The 23,051-nt window shown below is 71.3% G+C and carries 19 protein-coding genes; 12 read left to right on the top strand and 7 right to left on the bottom strand.

All coding sequences use genetic code 11. The features are described 5' to 3' along the window. Window positions 1-147 precede the first annotated feature (147 nt). From ACWGJY_RS05330 to ACWGJY_RS05315, 4 genes are all read left to right on the top strand, one after another. Window positions 148-825 (top strand): HdeD family acid-resistance protein, encoded by a 678-nt coding sequence (locus ACWGJY_RS05330; RefSeq protein WP_453259450.1) that lies wholly within the window; start codon window positions 148-150, stop codon window positions 823-825. Between the two features lie 210 nt (window positions 826-1,035). Continuing rightward, the gene (locus tag ACWGJY_RS05325) at window positions 1,036-1,788 is read left to right on the top strand and encodes a (5-formylfuran-3-yl)methyl phosphate synthase (protein WP_453259449.1); all 753 of its coding nucleotides are present in this window, start codon (window positions 1,036-1,038) and stop codon (window positions 1,786-1,788) included. A gap of 166 nt (window positions 1,789-1,954) precedes the next feature. Continuing rightward, the gene (locus tag ACWGJY_RS05320) at window positions 1,955-3,058 is read left to right on the top strand and encodes an NAD(P)-dependent alcohol dehydrogenase (protein WP_453259448.1); all 1,104 of its coding nucleotides are present in this window, start codon (window positions 1,955-1,957) and stop codon (window positions 3,056-3,058) included. 65 nt (window positions 3,059-3,123) lie between these two features. Beyond that, window positions 3,124-4,029 carry a class I SAM-dependent methyltransferase gene (locus tag ACWGJY_RS05315; protein ID WP_453259447.1) on the top strand — a complete coding sequence of 302 codons (906 nt, stop codon included), beginning with the start codon at window positions 3,124-3,126 and terminating at the stop codon, window positions 4,027-4,029. A gap of 85 nt (window positions 4,030-4,114) precedes the next feature. Here ACWGJY_RS05315 and ACWGJY_RS05310 read toward each other — a convergent pair whose 3' ends face one another. The 3 genes from ACWGJY_RS05310 to ACWGJY_RS05300 are packed head-to-tail and all read right to left on the bottom strand — an operon-like array spanning window position 4,115 to window position 7,298. Beyond that, window positions 4,115-4,972 (bottom strand): hypothetical protein, encoded by an 858-nt coding sequence (locus tag ACWGJY_RS05310; RefSeq protein WP_453259446.1) that lies wholly within the window; start codon window positions 4,970-4,972, stop codon window positions 4,115-4,117. Further along, complete coding sequence (locus ACWGJY_RS05305) at window positions 4,969-6,840, bottom strand: GMC family oxidoreductase (RefSeq protein ID WP_453259445.1); 1,872 nt, start codon at window positions 6,838-6,840, stop codon at window positions 4,969-4,971. Before ACWGJY_RS05305 ends, ACWGJY_RS05310 begins: the two co-directional genes overlap by 4 nt. Next, complete coding sequence (locus tag ACWGJY_RS05300; RefSeq protein WP_453259444.1) at window positions 6,837-7,298, bottom strand: hypothetical protein; 462 nt, start codon at window positions 7,296-7,298, stop codon at window positions 6,837-6,839. The genes ACWGJY_RS05305 and ACWGJY_RS05300 overlap by 4 nt, the downstream gene beginning before the upstream one ends. 568 nt (window positions 7,299-7,866) lie before the next feature. Between ACWGJY_RS05300 and ACWGJY_RS05295 the strand changes: the two genes are divergently transcribed. Continuing rightward, complete coding sequence (locus ACWGJY_RS05295) at window positions 7,867-8,526, top strand: YceI family protein (RefSeq protein WP_453259443.1); 660 nt, start codon at window positions 7,867-7,869, stop codon at window positions 8,524-8,526. A 304-nt stretch (window positions 8,527-8,830) separates the two neighbouring features. Next, window positions 8,831-9,577 carry an FG-GAP repeat domain-containing protein gene (locus tag ACWGJY_RS05290; RefSeq protein WP_453259442.1) on the top strand — a complete coding sequence of 249 codons (747 nt, stop codon included), beginning with the start codon at window positions 8,831-8,833 and terminating at the stop codon, window positions 9,575-9,577. 390 nt (window positions 9,578-9,967) lie between these two features. Here the strand turns inward: ACWGJY_RS05290 and ACWGJY_RS05285 are convergent, their stop codons facing one another. From ACWGJY_RS05285 to ACWGJY_RS05270, 4 genes are read right to left on the bottom strand one after another with little or no spacing between them, the layout of a single operon-like run. Then, the gene (locus tag ACWGJY_RS05285) at window positions 9,968-11,413 is read right to left on the bottom strand and encodes an FAD/NAD(P)-binding protein (protein WP_453259441.1); all 1,446 of its coding nucleotides are present in this window, start codon (window positions 11,411-11,413) and stop codon (window positions 9,968-9,970) included. Further along, window positions 11,406-12,689, bottom strand: a complete 1,284-nt coding sequence (locus ACWGJY_RS05280; protein WP_453259440.1) for a sulfate adenylyltransferase subunit 1 — start codon at window positions 12,687-12,689, stop codon at window positions 11,406-11,408. The genes ACWGJY_RS05285 and ACWGJY_RS05280 overlap by 8 nt, the downstream gene beginning before the upstream one ends. 2 nt (window positions 12,690-12,691) lie before the next feature. Next, on the bottom strand, window positions 12,692-13,621 hold the full coding sequence (cysD, locus tag ACWGJY_RS05275) for a sulfate adenylyltransferase subunit CysD (RefSeq protein ID WP_453259544.1): 930 nt from the start codon (window positions 13,619-13,621) through the stop codon (window positions 12,692-12,694). A gap of 22 nt (window positions 13,622-13,643) precedes the next feature. Continuing rightward, window positions 13,644-16,628 (bottom strand): BTAD domain-containing putative transcriptional regulator, encoded by a 2,985-nt coding sequence (locus ACWGJY_RS05270; protein WP_453259439.1) that lies wholly within the window; start codon window positions 16,626-16,628, stop codon window positions 13,644-13,646. Between the two features lie 697 nt (window positions 16,629-17,325). On the opposite strand from ACWGJY_RS05270, the gene ACWGJY_RS05265 reads away from it, so the two are divergent. Genes ACWGJY_RS05265 through ACWGJY_RS05240 form a run of 6 tightly spaced genes read left to right on the top strand, consistent with a single transcriptional unit; the run spans window position 17,326 to window position 23,004 of the window. Then, window positions 17,326-18,528, top strand: a complete 1,203-nt coding sequence (locus ACWGJY_RS05265) for a M16 family metallopeptidase (protein WP_453259438.1) — start codon at window positions 17,326-17,328, stop codon at window positions 18,526-18,528. Beyond that, on the top strand, window positions 18,525-19,373 hold the full coding sequence (locus ACWGJY_RS05260; RefSeq protein WP_453259437.1) for a hypothetical protein: 849 nt from the start codon (window positions 18,525-18,527) through the stop codon (window positions 19,371-19,373). Before ACWGJY_RS05265 ends, ACWGJY_RS05260 begins: the two co-directional genes overlap by 4 nt. Next, a complete protein-coding gene (locus ACWGJY_RS05255) occupies window positions 19,370-20,488 on the top strand; it encodes a hypothetical protein (RefSeq protein WP_453259436.1) in 1,119 nt (372 codons plus the stop codon). The genes ACWGJY_RS05260 and ACWGJY_RS05255 overlap by 4 nt, the downstream gene beginning before the upstream one ends. 14 nt (window positions 20,489-20,502) lie before the next feature. Continuing rightward, a complete protein-coding gene (locus ACWGJY_RS05250) occupies window positions 20,503-21,444 on the top strand; it encodes an ATP-binding cassette domain-containing protein (RefSeq protein WP_453259435.1) in 942 nt (313 codons plus the stop codon). After that, entirely contained in the window at window positions 21,444-22,199 is a 756-nt protein-coding gene (locus tag ACWGJY_RS05245) for an ABC transporter permease (protein WP_453259434.1), read from the top strand. The genes ACWGJY_RS05250 and ACWGJY_RS05245 overlap by 1 nt, the downstream gene beginning before the upstream one ends. Next, a complete protein-coding gene (locus ACWGJY_RS05240; RefSeq protein WP_453259433.1) occupies window positions 22,192-23,004 on the top strand; it encodes an ABC transporter permease in 813 nt (270 codons plus the stop codon). The genes ACWGJY_RS05245 and ACWGJY_RS05240 overlap by 8 nt, the downstream gene beginning before the upstream one ends. Window positions 23,005-23,051 lie beyond the last annotated feature (47 nt).

The raw sequence follows: 23,051 nt of genomic DNA, 5'->3' as shown, positions 1-23,051 counted from the left end.
AGCGGCCTTTCCGGCTGCTCGGGGGGTGTACGGCGCCTGTGGCCACCGACGGGACCGGTGAGCGCCTGCCAGGCGGGACGGGGCCAGGCGGGTGACGATGGAACCGGACCCATCTGACCGTGCTCTTTCCTGGAGGAGGCAGACGGCATGACATACCCCTCCGATTCCTCAGGCACCGGCCCTCCGCACAGCACCGAGCCGAGAGATCCCTCCCCGGCCGGGGGACTGGGCGCGCTGGCGAACATGGGCTGGCAATTCCTGCTCACCATGGGACTGGCCGCGATCGCCCTGGGCGTCGTCGTCCTGGTCTGGCCCGGCCAGACCCTGCGGGTCGTCGGCGTGGTCTTCGGCATCTACCTGCTGGCCACCGGTGTCTTTCAACTGGCCGCTGCCTTTGGTGCGCACGTCCCTCGGCATCTGCGGGTGGTGCATTTCATCGCGGGCGCGCTCTTCATCCTGCTGGGCCTGGTCTGCTTCCGGGGCACCCTGGAATCGATTCTGCTGCTCGCGCTGTGGATCGGCTTCGGCTGGCTGCTGCGCGGCATCATGGTGACCGCCACGGCGGCCTCCGCCGAGGACATCCCGGCGCGCGGATGGCAGCTCTTCTCGGGGATCATCACCACTCTGGCAGGCATCGTGCTGATCGTGTTGCCGTTCGGCTCGATCGCCGCGCTGACCTTCGTGGTGGGCATCATGGCCATCGTCGTGGGCGCTGTCGAGGTCTTCCACGCCATCAAGATGCGCATCGAAATCGGCCGCCTCACCCAGGGCACTGCCACCAAGCGGCGGCCCATGTTCCACTCCCGCCCCCACCCCCAGCACTGATCACGGGGCGTGCGGCCACCCAGGCAGCGTGGACGGCGTGCTGGGGGAGCGTGGACGCGTCATGGCAATGACCCGTTCGGACTCCGCGCGCCCTGCCGGTGGCCGCGGGCCGCGGCAATGATGAGCAGACCGCACGTGAGCCAGACCGCACGTGATCCAGGCCGCACACCTGCCCTTCGGCAGGCGGACATGCAGGGGAAGGAAAACCCGTTGTTGCTTCTCATCTCCCCGGACGGCGTCGAGGAGGCCCTCGACTGCGCGAAGGCAGCGGAGCACCTCGACATCGTCGATGTCAAGAAGCCCGACGAGGGCTCGCTCGGCGCGAACTTCCCGTGGGTCATCAGGGAGATCCGCGACGCGGTCCCGATGGACAAGCCGGTGTCCGCCACCGTGGGAGACGTACCGTACAAGCCCGGCACGGTGGCCCAGGCGGCGCTCGGTGCAGCTGTCTCCGGCGCCACCTACATCAAGGTCGGCCTCTACGGATGCACGACGCCGGAAGAGGCCATCGAGGTCATGCGAGGGGTCGTCCGGGCGGTGAAGGACCATCGGCCGGACGCGTTCGTCGTCGCCTCGGGCTATGCCGATGCCCACCGGATCGGCTGCGTCAACCCGCTCGCGCTGCCCGACATCGCCCGCCGCTCCGGCTCCGACGCGGCCATGCTCGACACCGCGATCAAGGACGGGACGCGGCTGTTCGACCACGTTCCGCCCGACGACTGCGCGGAGTTCGTCCGGCGGGCCCACGAGGCTGATCTGCGTGCCGCCCTCGCGGGCAGCGTCAAGGTGGGAGACCTCGGCGCGCTGACCCGCATCGGCACGGACATCGTGGGGGTGCGCGGGGCGGTCTGCGAGGGGGGCGACCGCACCACCGGAAGGATTCAGCCGCGGCTGGTGGCCGCCTTCCGGGCGGAGATGGACCGGCATGCCCGGGAATACGCGGCCGCCGTCGCCGCGAGCTGACCGCCGGCATGCCGACGCGTCAGCTGCTCACCCGTGAAGGCCGAGGCCCTCGCCCAGCCCTTCGCGGGCATCAAACAGAGCGGTGTCGGCGTCGTGGGCGGGCCCTGAGGGGGCTCCACGGGAACCTCAGGCCGTTCGTCGTGCACCGTCCACAGGAGGCGTGACGATGAGATTCGGTGCGGCGGTCCTGCGCTCGTACGAGAGCCGGTTCGCCGTCGAGGAGGTGATCTTGAACGCGGGGCCGGACGACGGCGAGATCCTGGTCAAGATCGCGGGCTGCGGGATGTGCCGGACCGATCTCGCGGTCCGGCGTTCCGCGGGCCGCTCACCGCTGCCGGCGGTGCTCGGCCACGAGGGAGCCGGGGTCGTGGTGGAGACGGGCGGCCCGGACACCGGCCTGAGCGTCGGGGACCATGTCGTGCTGAGCTTCGACTCCTGCGGACACTGCCGGAACTGTAGGGGCGCGGCCCCCGCCTACTGTGACTCCTTCGCCTCGCTCAACCTCTTCGAAGGGCGCAAGGAGAACGCGGCGCGGTTCACCGACGCGGCCGGGGGCGAACTGGCCCCCCGGTGGTTCGGCCAGTCCTCGTTCGCCGACTACGCGATGGTCCCGGCCCGCAACGTCGTCCGGGTCGACCCCTCGCTGCCCGTCGAACTGCTCGGACCGCTCGGCTGCGGCTTCCTCACCGGCGCCGGAGCGGTCTTCAACTCCTTCGGCCTCGGTCCCGGCGACACCCTCGCGGTCTTCGGCGCGGGAGCGGTGGGCCTGGCCGCGGTGATGGCGGCCACCGCCGCCGGGGCGGTGACCGTGGCCGTCGACCGGCACCCCGAACGGCTGGCCCTCGCCGAGCGGTTCCGCGCGATCCCGCTGAACGCCGCATCGGCCGGCCTGCCCGACCGCATTCAGCAACTGACCGACGGCGGCGCGCAGTTCGCACTGGACACCACGGGCCACGCACAGCTGATCAACGTCGCGCTCCGGTCCCTGCGCCCGACCGGCCACCTCGGCCTGGTGGCACGGCTCCGCACCGCGCTGCCGCTCGAACCGGGGGCACTGGACCGGGGCCGGAGGATCTCCCACCTCTGCGAGGGGGACGCGGTGCCGGGACTGCTGATTCCGCGGCTGACCGGGCTGTGGCAGGCCGGGCTGTTCCCCTTCGACCAGCTGATCCGTACGTACCCGCTCACCGACATCAACGAGGCCGAACGCGACTGCGACGCGGGCCGCGTGGTCAAACCCGTCCTGGTTCCGGAGGGAAGGAGCCGATGAGCGAGGCGTTCCACGCCGCCGGCTGTCCTCTGTTCGGGATCTCAACTCGCGCCACGGGAGGACACATGGCCGGCACAGCGCATCGGCACACCGGTGTGGAAGACGTGGAAGGGGGCGTCGGCCTGACCGCTCTCCTGGTCGCCGCGGCACGGGCGATCGAGACCCACCGCCACGACAGTCTGGCACGGGACGTCTACGCAGAGCACTTTGTGCTCGCCGCACCGGCGTCCGCGGGCTGGCCGGTCCGCATGCAACAGGTACCGGACGGGGACACGAACCCGCTGTGGGGGCGATTCGCGCGTTACTTCGGTCTCCGCACGAGGGTCCTCGACGACTTTCTCCTCCGGTCGATGCACACGGGCGCCCGCCAAGTGGTCCTGCTCGGGGCGGGGTTGGACGCGCGGGCGTTCCGGCTCGACTGGCCTCCCGGCTGCGTGATCTTCGAGATCGACCGGGAAGGCGTGCTGGCGTTCAAGCACAAGGTGCTCGGCGGACTGCCGGCCACACCGAAGGCGGCGCGCGTACCGATTCCGACCGATCTGCGTGCCGACTGGGTGGGAGCGCTGACCGACGCCGGCTTCGACACGGCCGCACCGAGCGTCTGGCTGGCCGAGGGGTTGCTGTTCTACCTGTCCAACGCCGCCGAGACATACCTCATCGACACGGTGGACCGGTTGAGCACGGGGGGAAGCGCTCTGGCCTTTGAGGTCAAGCTCGACAAGGACTTGCTGGAATACCGCGACAGCCCGCTCTACACCTCGACGAAGGACCAGATCGGCATCGACCTGCTCAACCTGTTCGACGGTGAGCCGCGGCCCGACTCCGCAGGTGATCTGGCGGGCAAGGGCTGGTTCACATCGGTCCACACCCCCTTCGACTTCACCCGCCGGCACGGACGCGGTCCGCTGCCCGAGCAGAACGACGCGCTGGCGGGCAACCGGTGGGTGTTCGCGAACAAGCCCCGGCCGTAACGGGGCCATCCGCCGGCCCGGCTGCCGACCGTGCCCCGGCCGGGGAGTGGTGGAGGGCCGGGCCGGCGGCGCGCGCCGGGTTACCTCACTCGGCGCGCGGGACGTAGTACGGGCGGTTGTGGGCCGCGACCGGTGGCGACTGGTAGGTCCATGCCCCGGCTGCGGGGGCGTCGCCGATGAGCGTGGTCAGGTCGGTGCCGACCGCTGAGGTCTCGTCGTGGATGCTCAGCCGGACCCGGTCGCCGGCCCCGTCAGCCAGCGAGAGGTATTGGTAGGGCTGGTACACGTTCAGGGGGCCGGCCAGCGGGCGGCCGGTCGGGTCGGTGCCGTAGCCGGTGATGGGAGTGTTGTTGACCGGAGTGCGGGGGAGCCCGGTCAGGGCGGCCTCGAATGAGAACAGGGCCGTTTCCCCGCGCTCGATACCGTTCCCGGAACGGGCGGGCCCGGCTTGTTTGCAGGTGACCGACCAGGTGTCGCCGGCCGGCCCGTTGGGGGAGGGCAGGGTGGTCTCGAACCAGGCCGGGTACTTGGGTTCGCCGTAGAGCGTGGTCCCCGCCTCGATGGCCAGGGGGTTGTCGCACAGGACATGGAGCCGGGCGATGCCGAGCAGTTTGGTCTGGTCGTAGCCGTGGGCGAACTCCTCGTACGACAGGCGTGCGAGGTGGCCGGCACTCGCGGTCGGGTGGGCGATGATGCTGTATTCGATCTCCTGGGTGATGCCGCCGCCGTTGGGGTACTGCGCAAAGTACAGCTGGTAGTTGAGGGTGACGCAGGCCCGGCCGCCGAAGTCGGCCGCGGTCAGGTCGGGGTGGCGCTTGGCCAGCATGTCGCGCACCGGGCCGGGGTCGACCAGGTAGTCGAGGCCGATGTTGTGCAGGGCCCCGTAGTGGAAGGGCAGTTGGTACGGCGCGGCGACGGGCGGCAGCGAGAGAGGGTGGGTCATGAGGTGGAAGCCTCCGCGGGTGCGGCCGGCCCGGGGGTGTGCCCCGGAACCGGCAAGGCGACCGCTCTGCGCTGTCCGGCCAGGTCCCGGTGGATCTGCTCGGCACTGCGCAGGGTGATCGCGGCCATGGTGAGGGTCGGGTTCGACGTGCCGAGGGAGGGCATGCTGCCGCAGCCCACGGCATACAGGTTGGGGTGATCCCAGCAGCGCTGCCAGGAGTCGACCACGGAGTCGCCGGGGTGTTCGCCCATCAGGTGAGTGCCCGCCCCGTGGCCCGCGCCGCGGTAGGCGTAGGGCCGCCCCTTGTACGAGAACCACCCGGGTTGGGCAGGCCCCTGCTCATACCGGCTGTGGTCCTGCGCCCCCAGGAGGGCGAAGATCTGGTCGGATACGGCCTTGGCGGCGGCGATGCCCCGCTTCACATGATCGGACAGGTCGTAGGTGAGGACCGGACGCGGATTGCCGAGCAGGTCGCGGCGGCGGGCGTCGAGCGTGACGCGGTTGGCGGGATCGGCACTCTGCTCCATCTCGAACTGCAGGGCGAACTGCCGTCCGATCCGGTCCCCGACGGCCTGCCGCAACGCCTTGCCGAACAGCCCCCGGCCTGCGCCCGCGCCACCGGGCTCCCCGGGATTCCCGTGGCGCAGCAGTGCGGCGACCTCGCCGTCGGGCGGGCCGGCCGCCCAGCCCCAGCCCCAGTTGCCGATCTCGATGCGGAAGGGCGCGCGGGCGGCACGGGCCGGACCGAAGCGAAATCCCTCCAGGCCGGAGGTCGATCCGGGCCCTCGGTAGGGCCCCGTTTGCTCGGGCATCAGGCCCCAGGTGAGCAGGACCGGGTGGTCCATCAGGTTTCTGCCCACCTGTCCGCTGGAGTTGCCCAGACCGGAGGTGAGCAGGAGCCGGGCGTTCTCGATCGCGTGGGCGGCCAGCACCACGGTGTCCGCATATACCGTCCGCGGTGTGAGGGTGGCGGGACGGTCGGGGGTGTCGTACCGCTGGTACTCGACGCCGGTGACCCGGCCGGTGGCGTCCGTGTGGAGCCGTCCGGCCACGGCGCGGGTGAGCAGGGTGACGGTTGGGCCCCAGCGTTCCTGGGTGCGTCGCGGTGTGTATTTCGCCCCGGTGGGGCAGAGGGGAATGCAGCTGGCACTGCCTGCGCAGGCGGGCCCGTCTGCGTCGGTGGCCGTGCTGTTGCGTGCCTGAGGTGTCCCGACGACCCGTAGTGCGGTCGGGCGCGGATGCGCGGGGTCCAGGACGTGGCGTCCGTCGAGCCTTTCGGCAAGCATCCTGTCGAGGTGGCTCGCGGGGACCGGAAGGTGTGGGAAGCCATAGCCGTCCGGAAAGGGGAGGCCGACGTGGTCCCGTTGCTCCGCCAGGTCGCCCGCCACGCCGAGCTCGTGTTCCGCGGCACGGTAGTACGGTTCCAACTCGGCATAAGAGAGCGGCCAGTTGCGGCCGTATCCGAGGTCACCGGTGCGGAAGTCCTCCGGGTGCATGCGCGGGGTGAGGCCTGTCCAGGCGGTGCCCGTACCGCCGTTGACGCGCAGATAGCCGCTCGCGTAGGGCAGGGGGCCGTTCTGGACCAGATATCCGTCGGCGCGGTACCCGCCGCCGGGAACGCCGCCGAGATCCAGGACATCGGGTGACGGGACCAAGGGGTTGGCGGCGATCGCCGAGCTGGGGATTTTCGCCGGCGCTGCCCGGAACCGTTCCTCGTCCGCCGCCTGCCCGCTGCCCTGGTCGCCGTCGCCCAAGCCGGCCTCCAGGACCAGCACCTGCCAGCCCCGCGCGCCCAGCTGCCGGGCCATCAGCGAGCCCGCGATGCCCGCTCCGACGACGATCGCATCGAAGTGTTCCCTGCTGGTCAACGTCTTCCACCTCCCGTCACATTGGCGGGCGGGTGCGCCCAGGAGCCGTGACCGGGGCGTCCCACGCCGGGTGCGTGGCCGCCGAAGCTGCGCCACACCAGCCCGTGGGCATAGGCCCGCGCCGCGACGTCGGGGGCCGGCCGGTCCGCTTGTCCGGGCGGCCCCGGCCAGACGCCCAGGTACCACAGGTGGCATACCGGCCGCGCGAGTTCGCGGAGTGCTGCGTCCTCGTCCAGCAGAGCCTGGGGGTCGGCCGTCGGATCGGCCAGAGCGTCAACGAGTGTGCCGTAAGACAGGGGCCCGAGGCGCTTGAGCACGATCGCCCGGTAGATTTCCGTCATTCCGGTGGCCGCGAGTTCAGTGGCGTCGAATCCTGTCAGCGCGACCGAGAGACGGACGAACCGCTCGTCGTCCTGTGCACATCCGGGCTCGACACTGCTGGTGTCCGGGGCGTTCACCCGGCATCTCGCTCTAAGCGCTTGTCCCCGCGCCTGTCCTTGTTTTTCCCTGGCACCAGCCGTATTCCCTTCTGCTTACCTCTTGTTGCCCAGACCGGGCGCGTTCCTCACCCTTCCGGGCGGAGGGGGTGGCCACACCTGGGCATTCCACGGTGTGGACACTCACACCATGGGAGGGCTGAGTTGACCGACAGGTCAAGTGCCTGGATCAAACCTGGGCAATACAGGGACTGGAAAATGAGCTGTCGAATCGCGGCGGAATGACCGGCGGCAACCTCCTCGGCCGATGCGGAAGCGGCCACTGCCTCCGGGCTACCGGGTCGGCCATCGCCGCGGTTGCCACCGCGGCTTCGGGTGGCGCCCTGCGGATCCCGGCGAGCGAAGCGAGCGCTGGGGTGACAATACGTGACACCTGACTGCCCGACAGTGCATCCACATTCGTGTCGATCTTGTGCATCTTTGCAGCCGGGGGGCATGCATTCCGGACGAGGCCGTCCATCTCGCTGTGAACCGGCTGCCCATGCCGTGATAGCACGGAGTAATCAGATTCGAGGAAGGCTACGACCGCATGGGTATCTTCAGCCGTCGCCAGAGCACGACTATCGAACCGACGCCGGCTGCCGGCCCCCGTACGCCTTTCCCGGCGGCCGATGCCACCGGAGTCGCTCTCGACCCCGCACTCGGTGCGCTGACCGGGCAGTGGACCATCGACCGCCCACACAGTCGCATCGGATTCTCCGTGCGGCACGCGATGGTCACGACGGTGCGGGGTGCTTTCGCCGATTACGACAGCACGCTGTACTTCGACGGAGCCCGGCCCTCCCGGTCCCGGGCCGAACTCGTCATTCGGGTCGCCAGTGTCGAAACGGGCGTGGAACAGCGGGACGCACACCTCATCAGCACCGACTTCTTCGACGCACACCGCTATCCGGAGATGGTCTTCCGCAGCACCTCCACCCTCCATGAGGGCGCAGAGAGCTTCCGCATGACAGGGGATCTGACCATCCGCGGCATCACCCGGCCCGTCGAGCTGCAACTCGACTACCTCGGCTCGGTCTTGGACCCGTTCGGCTATGAGCGGGCCGGCTTTGACGCCACCACCACCATCGACCGCACCGATTGGGGCTTGGTCTACAACCAACGCCTGGAGGCGGGCGGCGCCATGGTGAGCGAGAAAGTCCGACTGCAGTTCGATATCTCCGCGATCCGGTCCGTGGCCGTGGCGTAGTTGCCCCGGAAGGTCCTCTCGTTCCGTACGCCTGCACCCTCGACGAGGCGAGCTGCGTACTGCCACAGGGAAGCGGCTCCGGTACCGGCCCCCTCGCGGCTCTTCAGGGGAAGGCGAACGGTGGTCCGGCCGTTCCGGCGGTGACAGCCTGCCGGTCGCCCGGCCGGCGGCCTGCTCCGCCGAGCAGCCGGGTCATCCCGTCCTCCCGTTCGCACGTCACGGTTGTGTAATACAGCGATCCGGGCATCAACGTGCGGGGCGCTGCCGGCATCTCACCTCGCAGCAATGACGTAAGGAGTTCGAGATGCTTCGTAAGCGCTTCCACCTGATCGCCGTGCCGGTCGCGGCCGTCACCCTGCCCCTGGCTGTTGCCGGTTTCCAGGCCGATGCGGCCGCCGCGCCGGCCCAGGGCGGCGCGGCACGGGCCGGGAAGGCCGCCGCGGCGACGGCCCCGTGCCTGGCCGATGCCACGACGCTGGTCGGTGACCTCGACGGCGACGGCCACCCGGACAAGATCAGCAACCCCGGCCTCACCGGCACCAGGATGACGATCCAGTGGGGTTCCGCGAACGGCCAGTTCGGCACCAAATACGCCGTCAGCGCCCTTCTCGGCGCGAGGAAGGGGGAGGTCGCGTCCGCCGCGGTCGCCGACTTCCAGCGCGACGGCACCCTGGACATGGTCGTCAACCTCGTCAAGCCGGCCGATGGGGACGACCCCTCGACGGCGCGCGTCGCGGAGTACCGCCCCGGCCCCCTCAAGCGGTCGAACCTGACCTCCGCCAAGTCCCGGCACTCCGACATCGGCGACCAGGGCGAGGTTCAGCAGCTTGGGATCGCCAACTACGGCGGTGACGCGTACCCGGACCTCGCGATCCTCAACAACCGCGGTGACGGGCAGCTGGACCGGGACGTGCGCCTGACGAATCCGGGCAGCGGCCCGGGGAACTACAGCTACGAACTGCAGCAGAAGTACGGCGAGTTCGGGAGCACGTCGGAGCCGCCGGCCATGCCCGGCGACGGCTGGAAGCACTTCTACAAGCCCTGCTCCTGACCACTGCCGGGCGCCGACGGTCCTGAGGGCACCGGCGGCGCCCGGCGCCGGAGCGGGCCTGAACAAGCGGGTGGAGGCACCGTCCTCGGCCCCGGTCCGCCCCGCGACTCCCGCGATGATCCGAAAGAAGCGCCCTGGCCGTGGTCCTCGGCGGCGGGAGACATGTGCCGGCAGCGCGGCGCCCGGCCTGCTGGTGGCGATCGGCCGGCCTGCACGAGGGCCCGCCTGGACACCGGATCACGCACCGCGGCCGCAGGCCTGCCCGCCCGGGTCACCCCGAGGTCCTGCACGGTGGCTTCGCCACCTGCCGCGCCCGCGCCGAAGGCCCCCTCCGACGCCACAAGGCCGACGCCTGCCGCACTGCCGGGTCCCCCTGCCGCCGGGCAGCCGTCATGCCGGTTCGCCGGACGCGAGGTGATGTTCCGGCGGGCCGGACGGGGCGCAGGCGGAGCTGTGCGGAAGGGACGGGTGAAGTCCGCTCCCGGAGGCGAGGAGGGTGGCGGCGAGGGCGTGGGCCTGGATGCGGATCTCGGGGATGGCGGTGGATTCGAGCAACGCGCCGCGGCGCAGCGGGCCGAGGGTCCAGAGGGCGGCCGGGGCGGTGCCATCGGCTGGGTTCAGGCGGCCGGCGGCGGTGGTGCGGAGGCCGAGGCCGGTGGGGTCGGGGGTGGCCAGGCCGGTGGTGAGGAGACCGGCGACGAGCGGGTCGTCCATACGGCGTACATCTGCCTGGGGCCCGGTGCAGTTGACGACGGCACCGACGCTCAGCCTGCGGCCGTCGCGGAGCCGGATCCGGACGGAATCGCGGGTGGGAACGGCGTCGGTGATCTCGCCCGAGGCGACCTGAATCCGGCCCGCGCCGATGTCGTCGCGCAGGGCTCGGGCGCCGGCGGGTGGGATGCGGTGGCGGTGGGTGTTCCAGAGGCATTGGTCGTGGTGGAGGAAGTGGGCCTGGTCGGCGGGGGAGAGGTGTTGCCAGAGTTCGGTGGTGACGGGGCGGAGGCTGTCGATTCCCACCCGCCAGTCGCCGTGGGTGCGGCGGCAGGCCGAGATGTGGCTCAGCAGGGCCCGGCGAACCCGGCGGATGTCCGCGCCCGGGGCGATGGACGGCGGGGGAGCCGCGGGCAGCGGCGATTCGGCGTGAGGTTGGGGGAGCAGGCCGTGACGGGAGATCGCCTGGACCGCGTGGCCTGTGCGGCTGAGGGTGAGGGCGATGTCGACCATGGTCAGTCCGGTGCCGACGAGGAGGACATCGCCGTCGCGCGGCAGGCTTTCGAGGGCGCCCGGGGCCCAGGGGTCGGGCAGGTAGCGCGGGGAACGGCGCAGGGCGGGCGGGACCCAGGCCTGGCAGGGGGGAGGGTTGCCCAGGGCGAGGACGGCCGCGTCCGCGGGCAGGGTTTTGCCGGAGCCGAGGGTGAGGGTGACGCCGTGGCCGGTCCGGCGTGCGCCCACGACCCGTTCGTGGACGCGGTGCAGGTGTCCGGGGCCGGGCCCGGACACCGCAGCGGCCAGCACGTCGGCGAGGTATGCGCCGTAGAGGGCTCGGGGAACGTGGTCGTCACCGGTGTGGGCGCCCGGGGCGCGTCGGGCCAGCCAGCGGACGAAGTGGTCGGGTGCGTCGGGGTGGGCGCTCATCCGGCCGGCGGGGACGTTGAGCAGGTGGTACGCGGCGGTTGTGGCGTAGGCGACGCCGCGGCCGGTGGTGGGGGCCGGGTCGACCAGCCACACCTCCAGATCGGCCTGGAGCGCCGCGGCCCTGCGGAGAAGCTGTGCTGCGGTGAGGGTGCCGGAGGCTCCGGCGCCGGCCACGGCGATGCGGCGGGGGGTCTCAGGCATCGGTGCGGTCACCTCGGAACGGGAAGCACCGCCCGCCCGCCATGCCGGCGGTGAGGGTGGTGCCGTCGGCCGGGTCGATCAGGAGGAAGGACCCGGTGTGGCGGTTGTCGGTGTAGGAGTCGAGGGCCAGCGGCTCGGCGGTGCGCAGGACGACGCGGCCGAGGTCGTTGACGTTCAGCCCGTCGGCGCCGGAGTGCTGTTCGAGCGTGTCGGTGTCGACCCGGTGGGAGACCTCACTGACCAGGGCCCGGACCGTGCGGGTGGTGTGCTTGAGGAGCACCTTGTCCCCGGCGCGCAGCGGGCGCTCGTTGAGGTGGCAGACAGCGGCTTCTATAGCGCGGGTGACCGCTGGAAGCGGATGGGCGGCGATGAGGTCGCCGCGGGAGACGTCCACATCGTCGGCGAGCAGCACGGTCACCGACTGCGGGGCCTGAGCGGTGTCGACGGGTTCGCCGAGCGCGTCGATACCGGTGACGGTGGTGGTGCGGCCGGAGGGCAGCACGGTGACGGTGTCTCCGACGCGGAGGGTGCCGGAGGCCAGCTGCCCGGCGTAGCCGCGGTAGTCGGGGTGCTCGGCGCTTTGCGGGCGGATGACGTACTGGACGGGGAGGCGGGCCGGGCGCGTGGTCAGGCCGTGGCCGGCGGGCACGGTTTCCAGGTGCTCGAGGAGGGTGGGGCCGTCGTACCAGTCCATGTGGGCGGAGGGTTCGACGATGTTGTCGCCGCTGAGTGCGGAGACCGGGATCGCGGTGATGTCGGGGATGCCCAAGTCGGTGGCGTAGGCGGTGAATTCCTTGGCGGTGGCGGCGAAGACGGTTCCGGCGTAGCCGACGAGGTCCATTTTGTTGACGGCGAGGACGACGTGGGGCACGCGCAGGAGGGCGGCGACGGCGGCGTGGCGGCGGGTCTGTTCGACGATGCCGTTGCGGGCGTCGACGAGGACGACGGCGAGTTCGGCGGTAGAGGCGCCGGTGACCATGTTGCGGGTGTACTGCACGTGGCCGGGGGTGTCGGCGAGGATGAACCGGCGCCGCGGGGTGGCGAAGTAGCGGTAGGCGACGTCGATGGTGATGCCCTGCTCGCGTTCGGCGCGCAGGCCGTCGGTGAGGAGGGCGAGGTCGGGTGTGGTCCGGCCGCGGTCCAGGGAGACGCGTTCGACGGCTTCGAGCTGGTCGGCGAGCACGGACTTGGAGTCGTGCAGGAGGCGGCCGACGAGGGTGGACTTGCCGTCGTCGACGGAGCCGGCGGTGGCGAACCGCAGCAGGGTGGTGGTCATGGCTAGAAGTACCCCTCGCGCTTGCGGTCTTCCATGGCGGCCTCGGACAGCTTGTCGTCGGCGCGGGTGGCGCCGCGCTCGGTGAGGCGGCTGGCGGCGATCTCGGCGATGACGGCCTGGATGGTGGTGGCGTCGGAGTCCACGGCGCCGGTGCAGGACATGTCGCCGACGGTGCGGTAGCGGATCATGCGGGTCTCGACCTGCTCGCCGTCCCTGGGGCCGCCCCATTCGCCGGCGGTCAGCCACATCCCGGACCGGGAGAAAACCTCGCGCTCGTGGGCGTAGTAGATCCCGGGCAGGTCGATGCCCTCACGCTCGATGTACTGCCACACATCCAGCTCGGTCCAGTTGGACAGCGGGAAGACCCGCACATGCTCGCCGGGGGCGTGGCGGCCGTTGTAGAGCGACCACAGCTCGGGACGCTGGCGGCGCGGGTCCCAGGCACCGAACTCGTCGCGCAGCGAGAACACCCGTTCCTTGGCGCGGGCCTTCTCCTCGTCCCGTCGGCCGCCGCCGAAGACCGCGTCGAAACGGTTCGTCTCGATCGCGTCGAGCAGGGGGACGGTCTGCAGCGGGTTACGGGTGCCGTCCGGGCGCTCGCGCAGCTCACCGCGGTCGATGAAGTCCTGCACCGAGGCCACGTGCAGCCGCAGGCCGTGCCGGGCGACGGTGCGGTCGCGGTAGGCGATGACCTCCGGGAAGTTGTGCCCGGTGTCCACGTGCAGCAGTGCGAAGGGCACCGGCGCGGGCGTGAACGCCTTCCGTGCCAGGTGGAGCATGACGATGGAGTCCTTGCCGCCGGAGAAGAGGATCACCGGCCGCTCCAACTCACCGGCCACCTCGCGGAAGATGTGCACCGCCTCGGACTCCAGGACGTCCAGGCAGGACAGCACCCGGCTGGTGCCGGCCGGCGTCGTGTCTGTTGCGGCGATGGTCACGCGAGGCCTCTTTCGGTCAGGAGGGTGTGGGTGCCGGTGGCGGACCCGGCGATCCGGCGCCCGGCCCGGACGGGTGCTCACTCACCGGTGCCGGGGACTTCTCCTCGGCGAGCAGCATCTGGATCTGCGCGGCTTCGCCGGTACCGAGCCGGTGGAAGATGGCGAGGGCGTCCCGCAGGTGGGCGTGGCCGCAGTCGCGCTGCCCCAGGTCGCAGCGGGCCTGCCCGAGGACCGTCAACGCCCTGGCCTGGCGCTGCTCCAGCCCCACCTCCTTGGCTGCGGCCAGTGCTGCTTCCGCCACGCTGACCGCCTGTGCGGACCGCCCGGCGGCGCGGTGCAGCTGTGCCAGGGCCACCATCACGCCGGGGATCCGGTCGTGGGACCCGAAGGCATTCAGGGCGGCCAGGCACTCCTCGTAGTCCAGGTACGCCTCACCGAGGCGGCCCAGGCCGTGCAGCGCCATGGCCCGCACATAGAGCATGTGGACCTGGCCGATGAAATCACCGAGTTCACGGAACACCTGAAGGCTCCGCTCGGTCCGCTGACGGGCCTGTTCCGGTCGTCCGATCGCGGTGTCGACCATGGCCGCCATGCCCTCGACGAATGCCTGGATCGACCGGTTGCCGAGTGCGGCGGCCCGTGCCACCGCGTCGTCGCACCAGGCCGCGACCTTCTCGTCGGGACCGTGGTGCACGCTCGTCAGGGCCAGCCCCACCAGCACGGGGGCCAACAGTGCGTCCTGGCCGGCTTGCCGGCAGAGTGCGACCACCTGCTCCGCCTCTGCCCGTGCTTCCTGGGTGCGGAAGGTCTCCCGTAAGGCCCAGAAGAGGGTGTACCGGGCGCGCAGCTCGCAGTCGGGAAGTCCGGCCGCCCGCGCGGCCTCGGCGATTCGCCGCGCCAGCGCGCACAGTTCCGGCACCATTTTGCCGAGGTCGACCAGCTGGATCAGCACCAGCACCAGATCGGCCAGCACCGGCACCGAGGCGCCGGCTTCCCGCAGGGCCTGCCGGGCCACCGCGAGCACGGCGGCGATCTCCGCCTGCACCCAGTCGATTCCGTCGAGCGGGTCGGTGAACACCCGCTCGGGCACCCCGGGCGACACCAGGTCGGGGAAGGGGTAGCCGGGCCTGATCACCCGGTAGAGGCCGGTCACCGCCGCCAGGTAGTGGCGCAGCAGCCGTTCGAGGGCGGCGTGTTGCGCGGCGGGCCCGTCGATTTCGTCGGCCAGCTTGCCGGCGAACAGCCGCAGCAGGTCGTGGTAGCGGTAACGGCCGGGATGCGGACAGGACAACAGGCCCAGGTCGGTCAGCGTCTCGGCCAGCCGTTCGGCGTCATGCTCGGGCACCTGCAGCAGGGCCGCGGCGGCGGCCGAGGAGACGTCCGGGCCGTCGGGGAGGGCCAACAGCCGGAAGGCGCGGGCGGATTGCTCGTCGAGCTGTTCGTAGCTGAGCCGGAAGGACGCCTCGACGGCCAGATCGCCGGCTTCCAGCGCGGCCAGGCGGTAGCGCTCGGAAGCCAGCCGGCCGGCCAGCTGAGACAGCCGCCAGGCGGGCCGGGAGGCCAGCCGGGAGGCCGCGGTCCGTACCGCCAGGGGCAGGAACCCGCATGCCTTGGCTATCTGCCGGGCCGCGGAGGGCTCGGCTGCCACGCGCTGGTCCCCGACGATGCGGGTGAGCAGCGCCACCGCCTCGTCGGACGGCCAGGGTTCGAGCTTCACCAGCAGGGACGGCGGTATTTTGGTGAGCCAGGCCCGGCTGGTCACCAGGACCGCGCAGGACGACGAGCCGGGGAGCAGCGGACGGATCTGGGCGCTGTCGCGGGCATCGTCCAGCAGCATCAGCACCCGGAGGTCGGCCAGGCGCGAGCGCAACAGCGCCGACCGTTCCGTGATTCCCTCCGGTATTGCCGCTTCGGCAATTCCGAGGGAGACCAGAAAACCGGCGAGGATCTGGGCGGGATCGGCCGGGGAATCGCCGGCGCCCCGCAGATCGGCATAGAGCTGCCCGTCCGGGAAATGGTCGCGTACGGCATGGGCGACATGAACGGCGAGAGCGGACTTGCCGACCCCGCCCATACCCGACACCAGCGCCAGCGGCATGCCCGCGCCGTCGGCGGTCAGGTCGGTGCGCAAAGGCCGGATCGTCTCCTCCCGGCCGGTGAAGTCGGCGATGTCGGCGGGAAGTTGCGCCGGACGGGTACGCGTGCGGCCCGTCTGCTTGCCCGCCTTCCCGGATTCCGGGGTGAGGGGCGCCGACAGGCCCGGATCGCTCTGCAGAATGCGATGCTGGAGGTCGCGCAGTGGGGGGCCCGGGTCGATGCCCAGTTCGGTGGCCAGCGCCTGCCGGGCATCGGCGAACACGGCCAGGGCTTCGCTCTTTCGCCCGCTGCGGTACAGCGCCAGCATCAGCAGTTCGCGCAGCGACTCCTGCAGGGGGTGTTCGCTGACCAGTGCGGTCAGTTCGCCGATGATCGCCGCGTGCCGCCCCAGCTCCAGTTCCACCTCCAGGCGGGCCCGTACCGCGGACAGTCGCTGCTCGGTCAGCCGGGCCCGGTGCATCTGCGCGAGCGGGCCGGGAAGACCGGCCAGTGGGACTCCCTCCCACATGGCGCACGCCTTCCGCAAGAGCGTCTCCGCGCCGGAGGTGTCACCCGCCTCACGGGCCTGTTCGGCGGCGGTGACCTGCTCCTGGAAATGGTCGACGTCCAGGCAGCTCGACGGCAGCCGGAGCAGGTAGCCGCCCCCCGCCGACACGAGGACCTCCGGGTGCGAACGGTCCGCCTCCAGCACGCGCCGCAGCCGTGAGGCGTAGGTGCGCAGCACGCCCACCGACCTGGCCGGGGGATCCTCGCCCCACAGGGAGTCGACCAGCTCGTCGACCGAGACGGTCCGGCCCGCCCGCAGGGCGAGTGCCGCCAGCATCGCCCGCTGCTGGGCGGGGCCCAGATCCAGTTCGGTTTCCCCGCGCCATGCGCGGAACGGCCCGAGAACGCTGAACCGCATGCGCCGCGCAGCGTCGTGGGGAGCGCGGGATGGATCGGCGGCTGTTTCTCCCAGCACCGCGGAACACTGACTCATTCACACTGGCCTTTTGTTGATGTGGCTGTGGACTGCTGCCGTAAGAGCGCTGCTGAGCATAAGTGAAATCGGTGCCCGATCGTCCCCCCGCCTCCAGAATTTCTCTCACTTGAATAATTTCCAACTCGCCAAATGCAGTGGGTGGGCGGTCAGAAAGACCCGGGCGTCCGGGCGGCGCCGCGGCGGTGGCGGTCTCCTTGTCGTCGCAGGCCCGGACGGGCAGGCCGGCGATGAGTGGGCACGACCCGATCCGCTGCGCCGGCAGCTTGATCACCTGCCGATCAATCGTTTGTTGATCACCTGTCAATACCCTGTGCATCATCCTCTGTTGTGATTCCACTGCCCGATCGGGGCCGCTTCCAGCGCCCCCGGGATGGTGTCGGGCCGTCGCGCCGGTCCGAGGATGCCCATTGCGCACTGAGGGAAAGGGGTGAATAGCCATGACCCGCAATCACAAGAGCGGTCTTCGTCCGACTCTGGACAAGGTGAAGGCCAACAAGGCGTAGTGACGCCAGTGCTGGGCGCCGCGGGCATTGCGCCCGCGGCCCCCAGCCGCGTGGAATATGGATACGACAAGCCCGTGTGGCCGTGAACGACAGGTGCGATGGTGACAGATTCACGGATGGGACTTCTGTGCGGCGACGTGCCCGTGCTCGTGCGCAATGAGCCCGGCCGCCGTACGACCGCAATCGCGATCGGGCTGGGGTTCGGGGGCCGTCACGACCGGCGGGGCACTGCCCACATGCTGGAACACCTGCTGATGGCGGCTCCTTTGGGCGACGGGCCGTCGCTGAGCGAGCGGATCGAGCGCCTGGGCGGCGAGTGCAACGCCACGACCGCTCCGGGCTCGCTCGTCCTGCACGCCAAGGTGCTCACCGAGGACGCGGCGCAGATCGCGACGCTGATGTGCCAGGCGCTGCTCCGGCCCGCGCTGAGCCAAGCGGCGCTGGACGCCGAACGCCGGGTCGTGCAACAGGAGTTGACCGCTGCCATGGCGGACCCGGCCGACACGGTCCAGGACGCGTTCCTGGCGGAACTGTTCCACGGGCACCCGCTCGGCTCCGCCGTGGGCGGGACGCCGGAGGGCATCGAGAGCCTGACCCTGGAAGCCGTGCGCGACGCGCATGCGCAGGCGCTGTCCGCACACCCGCTGAGCGTCTCGTGCGTCGGCGGACTCACGGCCGGGACACTGCTGCCCGCGCTAGAGGAGGCCGGTCTGGCGGACCTGCGGCGGGCGGGAACCACGGCCGGCTCGCAGCCCGCGCCGGGACCGGTCAGCCCGACGGCGCCGGCCCACTGGCCCACCGAATTCTGCTGGCTGATGGCCGGTGGCCGGGCCCCGCGCGCCGACGACCCGGACAGGCCGGCGTACACCGTCCTCAGCCACCTGCTGGGCTCCAGCCCCGCATCACTGCTCTACGGCCGGCTGCGCAACGAACGCGGCCTGGCGTACTCGTTCCACACGTGGTCCCGCTCCTACAAGGACAGCGGCGCGTGGCGGATGCTCGTCGGATGCGAGCCCGCCAACGCGCCGGAGGTGCTCGACATCATCCGGCAGCTGCTGCGGACCGTGGCCCAGGACGGCCCCCGCGATTCCGACCTGGCCTCGGCCGTCCGGCTCGCCGGCTTCGAGGTGGTGACCACGGCCGAGGACCCGCTGGAACACGCCACGAAACTGGTGGAATGGCAGACCGTCACCGGGCGGTCCTGGGATCCCGCCGCCGAACTGGAGGCGCTGCAGCAGGTGCGCGCCGACCAGGTCGCCGCGGCAGCCGCGGAGCTGTCGGACGGGCTGCTCGCCGTCGTCCGCCCGGAGGCCTCGTGAACGCGCCGGCCGTACCGTTCTCCGCGAGCGAGCAGTACCTGGCGGAGGCCGACGAGGCCGGGTGCCTCTTCGAACTCGACGGCTCGCCCTACGTCGCAGGCATCTCCACGGATCCGGTGTCCGGTGCCGAGCAGTGCCTGGTCACCTTCGCCGCCCCGGAACTGCTGAGCCATCCCGCGCCGCTGCTGCGCACACTGATCAGCCGCTTCCCGGACTGCCGGAGCGTGGTGGTGCGCACGGCAGGCGAGCAGGAACCGGACCCCTTGTTCGAGCCCATGCTCACCTATCTGCGCTACGACGCTCCCGCCGCCCCGGCACCTCCGGCCGCGGGCGGCGTCAGGGTGACCCGCAGCGACAGCGGCGAGCACGACGACCGGGTCGCGTCCTGGATCTCCCGCGCCCTTCGTGACGGATCGGCCGACCTCGGCCGCGTGGCGGTCGAGCCGGCCGTCGAGCTGAGCACGCAGGAAATCATGCGGGCCCCCAGCCGCCGCACCTACCTCGCATGGGCGGACGACATGCAGGAGCCGATCGGGCACGGCACCGTGCTGGCCGACGAGACGGACGAGGCCAGCGGCACACCGTTCGTCGAGCTCGTGGACATCCTGATCGACCACGCGGAACACCGGGCGGCGGCCACCGAGCAGCTCGTACGTGTCATCGCCGCCGAGGCCGCCGCGCACAGCCTTCCCGTGATCGGCAACGTGGTCCATTCGCCGGGCTCGCAGACCGACCCCGGCGCGAAGATCGTCGCCTCACTGCAGGCCCGTGGCTGGCAGCCGGTCTTCCGGTACCGGGTCGCCTCCCGAGCACGAATCGACGTTGGCGCAGGAGGACAGCGATGACGGCCCACGCCCCGCACGAACCCACCCTCGGTGTGCTGTACGACCTGCTCGGCGTGGAACGGGACGCGCCGCTCGCGGACGCCGTCCACGCCTCCCGCGCGCTCCGGGGCGGGTTCGCGAACATCGTGCTGTCGGCCGCCGAGACGGAAGGCATCCCGCTCACCCCCGGGCACGCGGAGGAACTGCACCGCGCCCGTCGCAGGGCGGCCGGCTACCGGCAACTGGGCCGTGAACTGTCGGCCATGCGCGGCGTCACCGTGCACAAGGGCCCCTCCCTCGCGCGGCACTACCCCGAGGGCTGGCTGCGTCCGTCCGGCGACCTCGACGTGGTCACGGAGGACGAGGACACGCTCTGGCAGGTGATCGGCAGCGTGGCGCGGCGCTTCCCCGTGGAAGATCCCATGCTGTCGCTCCTCCAGCACGGCGACGAGCGGCATCTCTACGTCTCCGTGGGGTGGCCCGCCGCCGATCCGCAGTTCACCCCCAACTTCCGGGTCGAGGTGACCACCTTCGCCTACGGCGGCGAGCCCGGCGTCGTGCCGATGCGGCCCGCCCAGCCCGCGGACCAGTGGCTGGCCGATCTCCTGGCGATCGCCGAGGAACGGTTCCAGCGGGAGTTCGACCCCAAGGACCTCCTCGACCTCACCTGCGCGCTCAGCACGCCGACGGCACCGGCACCGGGGCCCGTGGCGGCCGCCGCGAAGGCGTACCTGCTCGCTCCCGAACTGCTGGAGCTGTGCGAGCTGGCGCAACGGCACGCGGCACTGGCGAGCGGCCTTCTCCGGCAGCTGGCGGAGCTGCTGCGGCCGGCCGCGCAGAGAGAGTCGGCGCGCAGGGCCGACGGCCCCGGGCTGCCGCACGTGGAGGACGAACTCGGGGCCCGGCGCGCGGCGGGGCTGCCCCTCTACGGGATGCAGCTGGCCGAGCAGCTGCGCCTCGGCGACCTGCGGCAGGCCGTCGAGCACCACGTCGAAGCCGACGTCCTGCTGCGCACACCGATCGCCGACTTCCTGCTGGTGCCGGCGGAGCTTGTCGACCCTGAGCGCTACGAGGCCGCTCGCACCGAACTGGCCACGCTCGCCCCGTGGCCGGCTTCGGCGGCGGACACCGACTGAGAGGCTGGGACAGCATGGCGATTGTCACGGCGCACGAGCTGACCCGCACCTTCCGGACCCGGCGGGGCCAGGAGATCACCGCGCTCGACCGGGTCACCTTCTCCATCGCCGAAGGCGAGACCGTGGGCCTGCTCGGCCCCAACGGGGCGGGGAAGACGACACTGGCCCGGATCCTCGCGACGCTCCTGCTGCCCACCCGGGGCACGGCCCAGGTGGCCGGATGGGACGTGGCACGTCAGGCCAAACAGGTACGGCGCGCCGTCGGACTGGTCCTCGGCGGCGAGCGCGGTCTGTACCGGCGGCTCACCGCACGGCAGAACCTGCGCTACTGGGCGGCCCTGCAGGGGCTGCGCCGGAAGGAGGCCGACCGCAAAACCGACGAGGTGATCGAGCGCCTGGGCCTGGTGGCGCGCGTCGACGACCGGGTGGAGACCTTCTCCCGCGGCATGGTGCAACGCGTCCACCTCGCCCGCGCCCTGGTCTCCGATCCCCAGGTGCTCATCATGGACGAGCCGACCAACGGGATGGACCCGCATGCCCGCGCGGGATTCCTGCGGCTGGTCCGGGAATTGCAGGGGTCGGGCGTCACGATCCTGCTGACCACACACGACATGCTGGAAGCCCAGGAGTTGTGCGCACGGGTGGCCCTCGTCGACGGGGGCCGGATCGTCCGCGCCGGAGCCACGGAGGAGCTGTTCGCCGATCTCCACGCGCCGCGCATGGTGACCGCCTCCGGCGTTCCGGAGGATCTGCGCTCCCGCCTGGCGGCGTTCCCCGGCGTATCCGGCATTGACGGAACCGACGGCGACCTCACCCTCAGGGTCGTGGGCGAGGAGGAGGCGAACCAGGTGCTCCTGGCCCTCGCCGGTGCCGGGGTCCGGCAGCTCGCGATGGCCCCGCCGAACCTCGCGGACGTGTACCGGACGATCATCGCGGACCGGGAGTTCGCGGTCTGATGCTCGTGTACGCCAGAACCCACCTGACGCTGTTGTTCCGTGACCCCAACCTGCTCGCGCCGCTTGCCGTGCTGCCGCTGTACTGCGTCGTGTTCTTCACCGTGCTCCGGCACCATCACCACGAGGAACTCGCCACACAGGCCGCGATCGGCGCGTTCCTCATGAGCATGTGGGCGCACGCCGTCTTCGTCGCGGCCGAAGTGGTGGACGACGACCGTCACGAGGGGACGCTGGAGCCGTCCATGCTCACGCCCGGCGCCTACACCGCCGCCCTCGCGGTCCGGGTGTTCTCCACCACGGCCCTGGCGATCCCGGTTCTCGCCGAGGCCCTGTTCATCGCCCGCTTCGGTTTCGGCTTCCCGGTCACACTCGGCTCGGTGCCGCTCAGCCTGGTGACGGTCGTCCTGACCACCGTGGGCGTCGCCGGCGCCGCGCTGCTGGTGAGCTGTCTCATGGTCCTCGTCCGGGGAGCCAGGACACTGCAGAACGCCCTCACCTACCCGGTCTACCTCCTCGGCGGCCTCATCCTGCCGGCGAGCACGCTGCCCGAGCCGCTCCGGTGGATCGCCCGTGCCTTCTTCCTGTCGTGGAGCGCCGATGTGCTGCGGGCCCTGCCGGCCGCCGGCGCACCGGCTCCGCTCGGCTCGCTGGGCGTGCTCGCCCTACTGGTGGCGGCCCAAGTGCTGGTGGGATTTCTGGCGTTGAGAAGGGTCCTGACGGCAGTCAGGGCGGGAGGGGTGGCGCTGTATGACTAGCCGGGAACGGACTTCGGACCGGCTCTCTGCCGCGGCCCGGCAGATCGGGTACGGGGTGATCAGCAGCTATCACGACTACCGGGCGATGTTCACCTGGCAGTCCTGGGCCGGGGGCTGGCTGCTGAGGCTCACCTGCCAGGTGCTGTTCTTCGCCACCCTGGGCAGCCTGATGGCCGATCCGGGAGCGGAGGCGTACATCGCGCTCGGCAACGCCGCCGCCCTGGGCCCGCTCGGGACGCTCGGGGTCGTCTCGTCCAGCGTCGGCGAACGCAGGTCGGGCACCCTCCAGTACCTCCTCGTCAGCCGGGCGAACCCCCTGCTGGTCATCGCCTCCCGGGGGCTGTACTGGGTGGCGGACGGCATCATCACCTCGTGCGCCGTGCTGACGATCATGTCGGTGCTGATCCCGGGTACCGTGCACTCGGGCGCACTGCCGGGGATCCTCGCCATAGAGGTGCTGCTCGCGCTCTGCGCCTACTCGATGTCCCTGACGCTCGCGAGCCTGAGCCTGCGCAGGCCGGGCAGCCGCATGTACCTCACCGCGAGCACCACGATCATCATCCTGGCCCTCGCCGGGGTGAACACGCCGCCGCCGGCCGGCGGCCCCTGGGGCGTCATCGGACAGCTGCTGCCGGTCCGCCACGGCCTGCAGGCGATCCGGGAACTGGCGGCCGGCCGGCCACTGCCCATGGCACTCGTGGCGGGCGAACTCGCCGTGGCTCTCGGCTGGGCGGTCCTCGCCTACACGGGCCTGACGCTGACCCTGCGGCGCAGCACGCGCTCCGGCGCACTCTCGCTCTCATGACGCAGCTGATCAGACGTGATCCGCCGTCACGTCACCTGCCCGTTCAC

The sequence above is a fragment of the Streptomyces sp. NPDC054765 genome, from assembly GCF_053612065.1.
This window is presented reverse-complemented; position numbering and strand designations above follow the sequence as displayed.

Excerpts from the sequence above, each read along its gene's own strand:
- ACWGJY_RS05330 (WP_453259450.1), top strand. The coding sequence starts at position 148 with ATGACATACCCCTCCGATTCCTCAGGCACCGGCCCTCCGCACAGCACC.
- ACWGJY_RS05320 (WP_453259448.1), top strand. The coding sequence starts at position 1,955 with ATGAGATTCGGTGCGGCGGTCCTGCGCTCGTACGAGAGCCGGTTCGCC.
- ACWGJY_RS05315 (WP_453259447.1), top strand. The coding sequence starts at position 3,124 with ATGGCCGGCACAGCGCATCGGCACACCGGTGTGGAAGACGTGGAAGGG.
- ACWGJY_RS05310 (WP_453259446.1), bottom strand. The coding sequence starts at position 4,972 with ATGACCCACCCTCTCTCGCTGCCGCCCGTCGCCGCGCCGTACCAACTG.
- ACWGJY_RS05295 (WP_453259443.1), top strand. The coding sequence starts at position 7,867 with ATGGGTATCTTCAGCCGTCGCCAGAGCACGACTATCGAACCGACGCCG.
- ACWGJY_RS05290 (WP_453259442.1), top strand. The coding sequence starts at position 8,831 with ATGCTTCGTAAGCGCTTCCACCTGATCGCCGTGCCGGTCGCGGCCGTC.
- ACWGJY_RS05285 (WP_453259441.1), bottom strand. The coding sequence starts at position 11,413 with ATGCCTGAGACCCCCCGCCGCATCGCCGTGGCCGGCGCCGGAGCCTCC.
- ACWGJY_RS05280 (WP_453259440.1), bottom strand. The coding sequence starts at position 12,689 with ATGACCACCACCCTGCTGCGGTTCGCCACCGCCGGCTCCGTCGACGAC.
- ACWGJY_RS05270 (WP_453259439.1), bottom strand. The coding sequence starts at position 16,628 with ATGCGGTTCAGCGTTCTCGGGCCGTTCCGCGCATGGCGCGGGGAAACC.
- ACWGJY_RS05265 (WP_453259438.1), top strand. The coding sequence starts at position 17,326 with ATGGGACTTCTGTGCGGCGACGTGCCCGTGCTCGTGCGCAATGAGCCC.
- ACWGJY_RS05255 (WP_453259436.1), top strand. The coding sequence starts at position 19,370 with ATGACGGCCCACGCCCCGCACGAACCCACCCTCGGTGTGCTGTACGAC.
- ACWGJY_RS05250 (WP_453259435.1), top strand. The coding sequence starts at position 20,503 with ATGGCGATTGTCACGGCGCACGAGCTGACCCGCACCTTCCGGACCCGG.
- ACWGJY_RS05245 (WP_453259434.1), top strand. The coding sequence starts at position 21,444 with ATGCTCGTGTACGCCAGAACCCACCTGACGCTGTTGTTCCGTGACCCC.
- ACWGJY_RS05240 (WP_453259433.1), top strand. The coding sequence starts at position 22,192 with ATGACTAGCCGGGAACGGACTTCGGACCGGCTCTCTGCCGCGGCCCGG.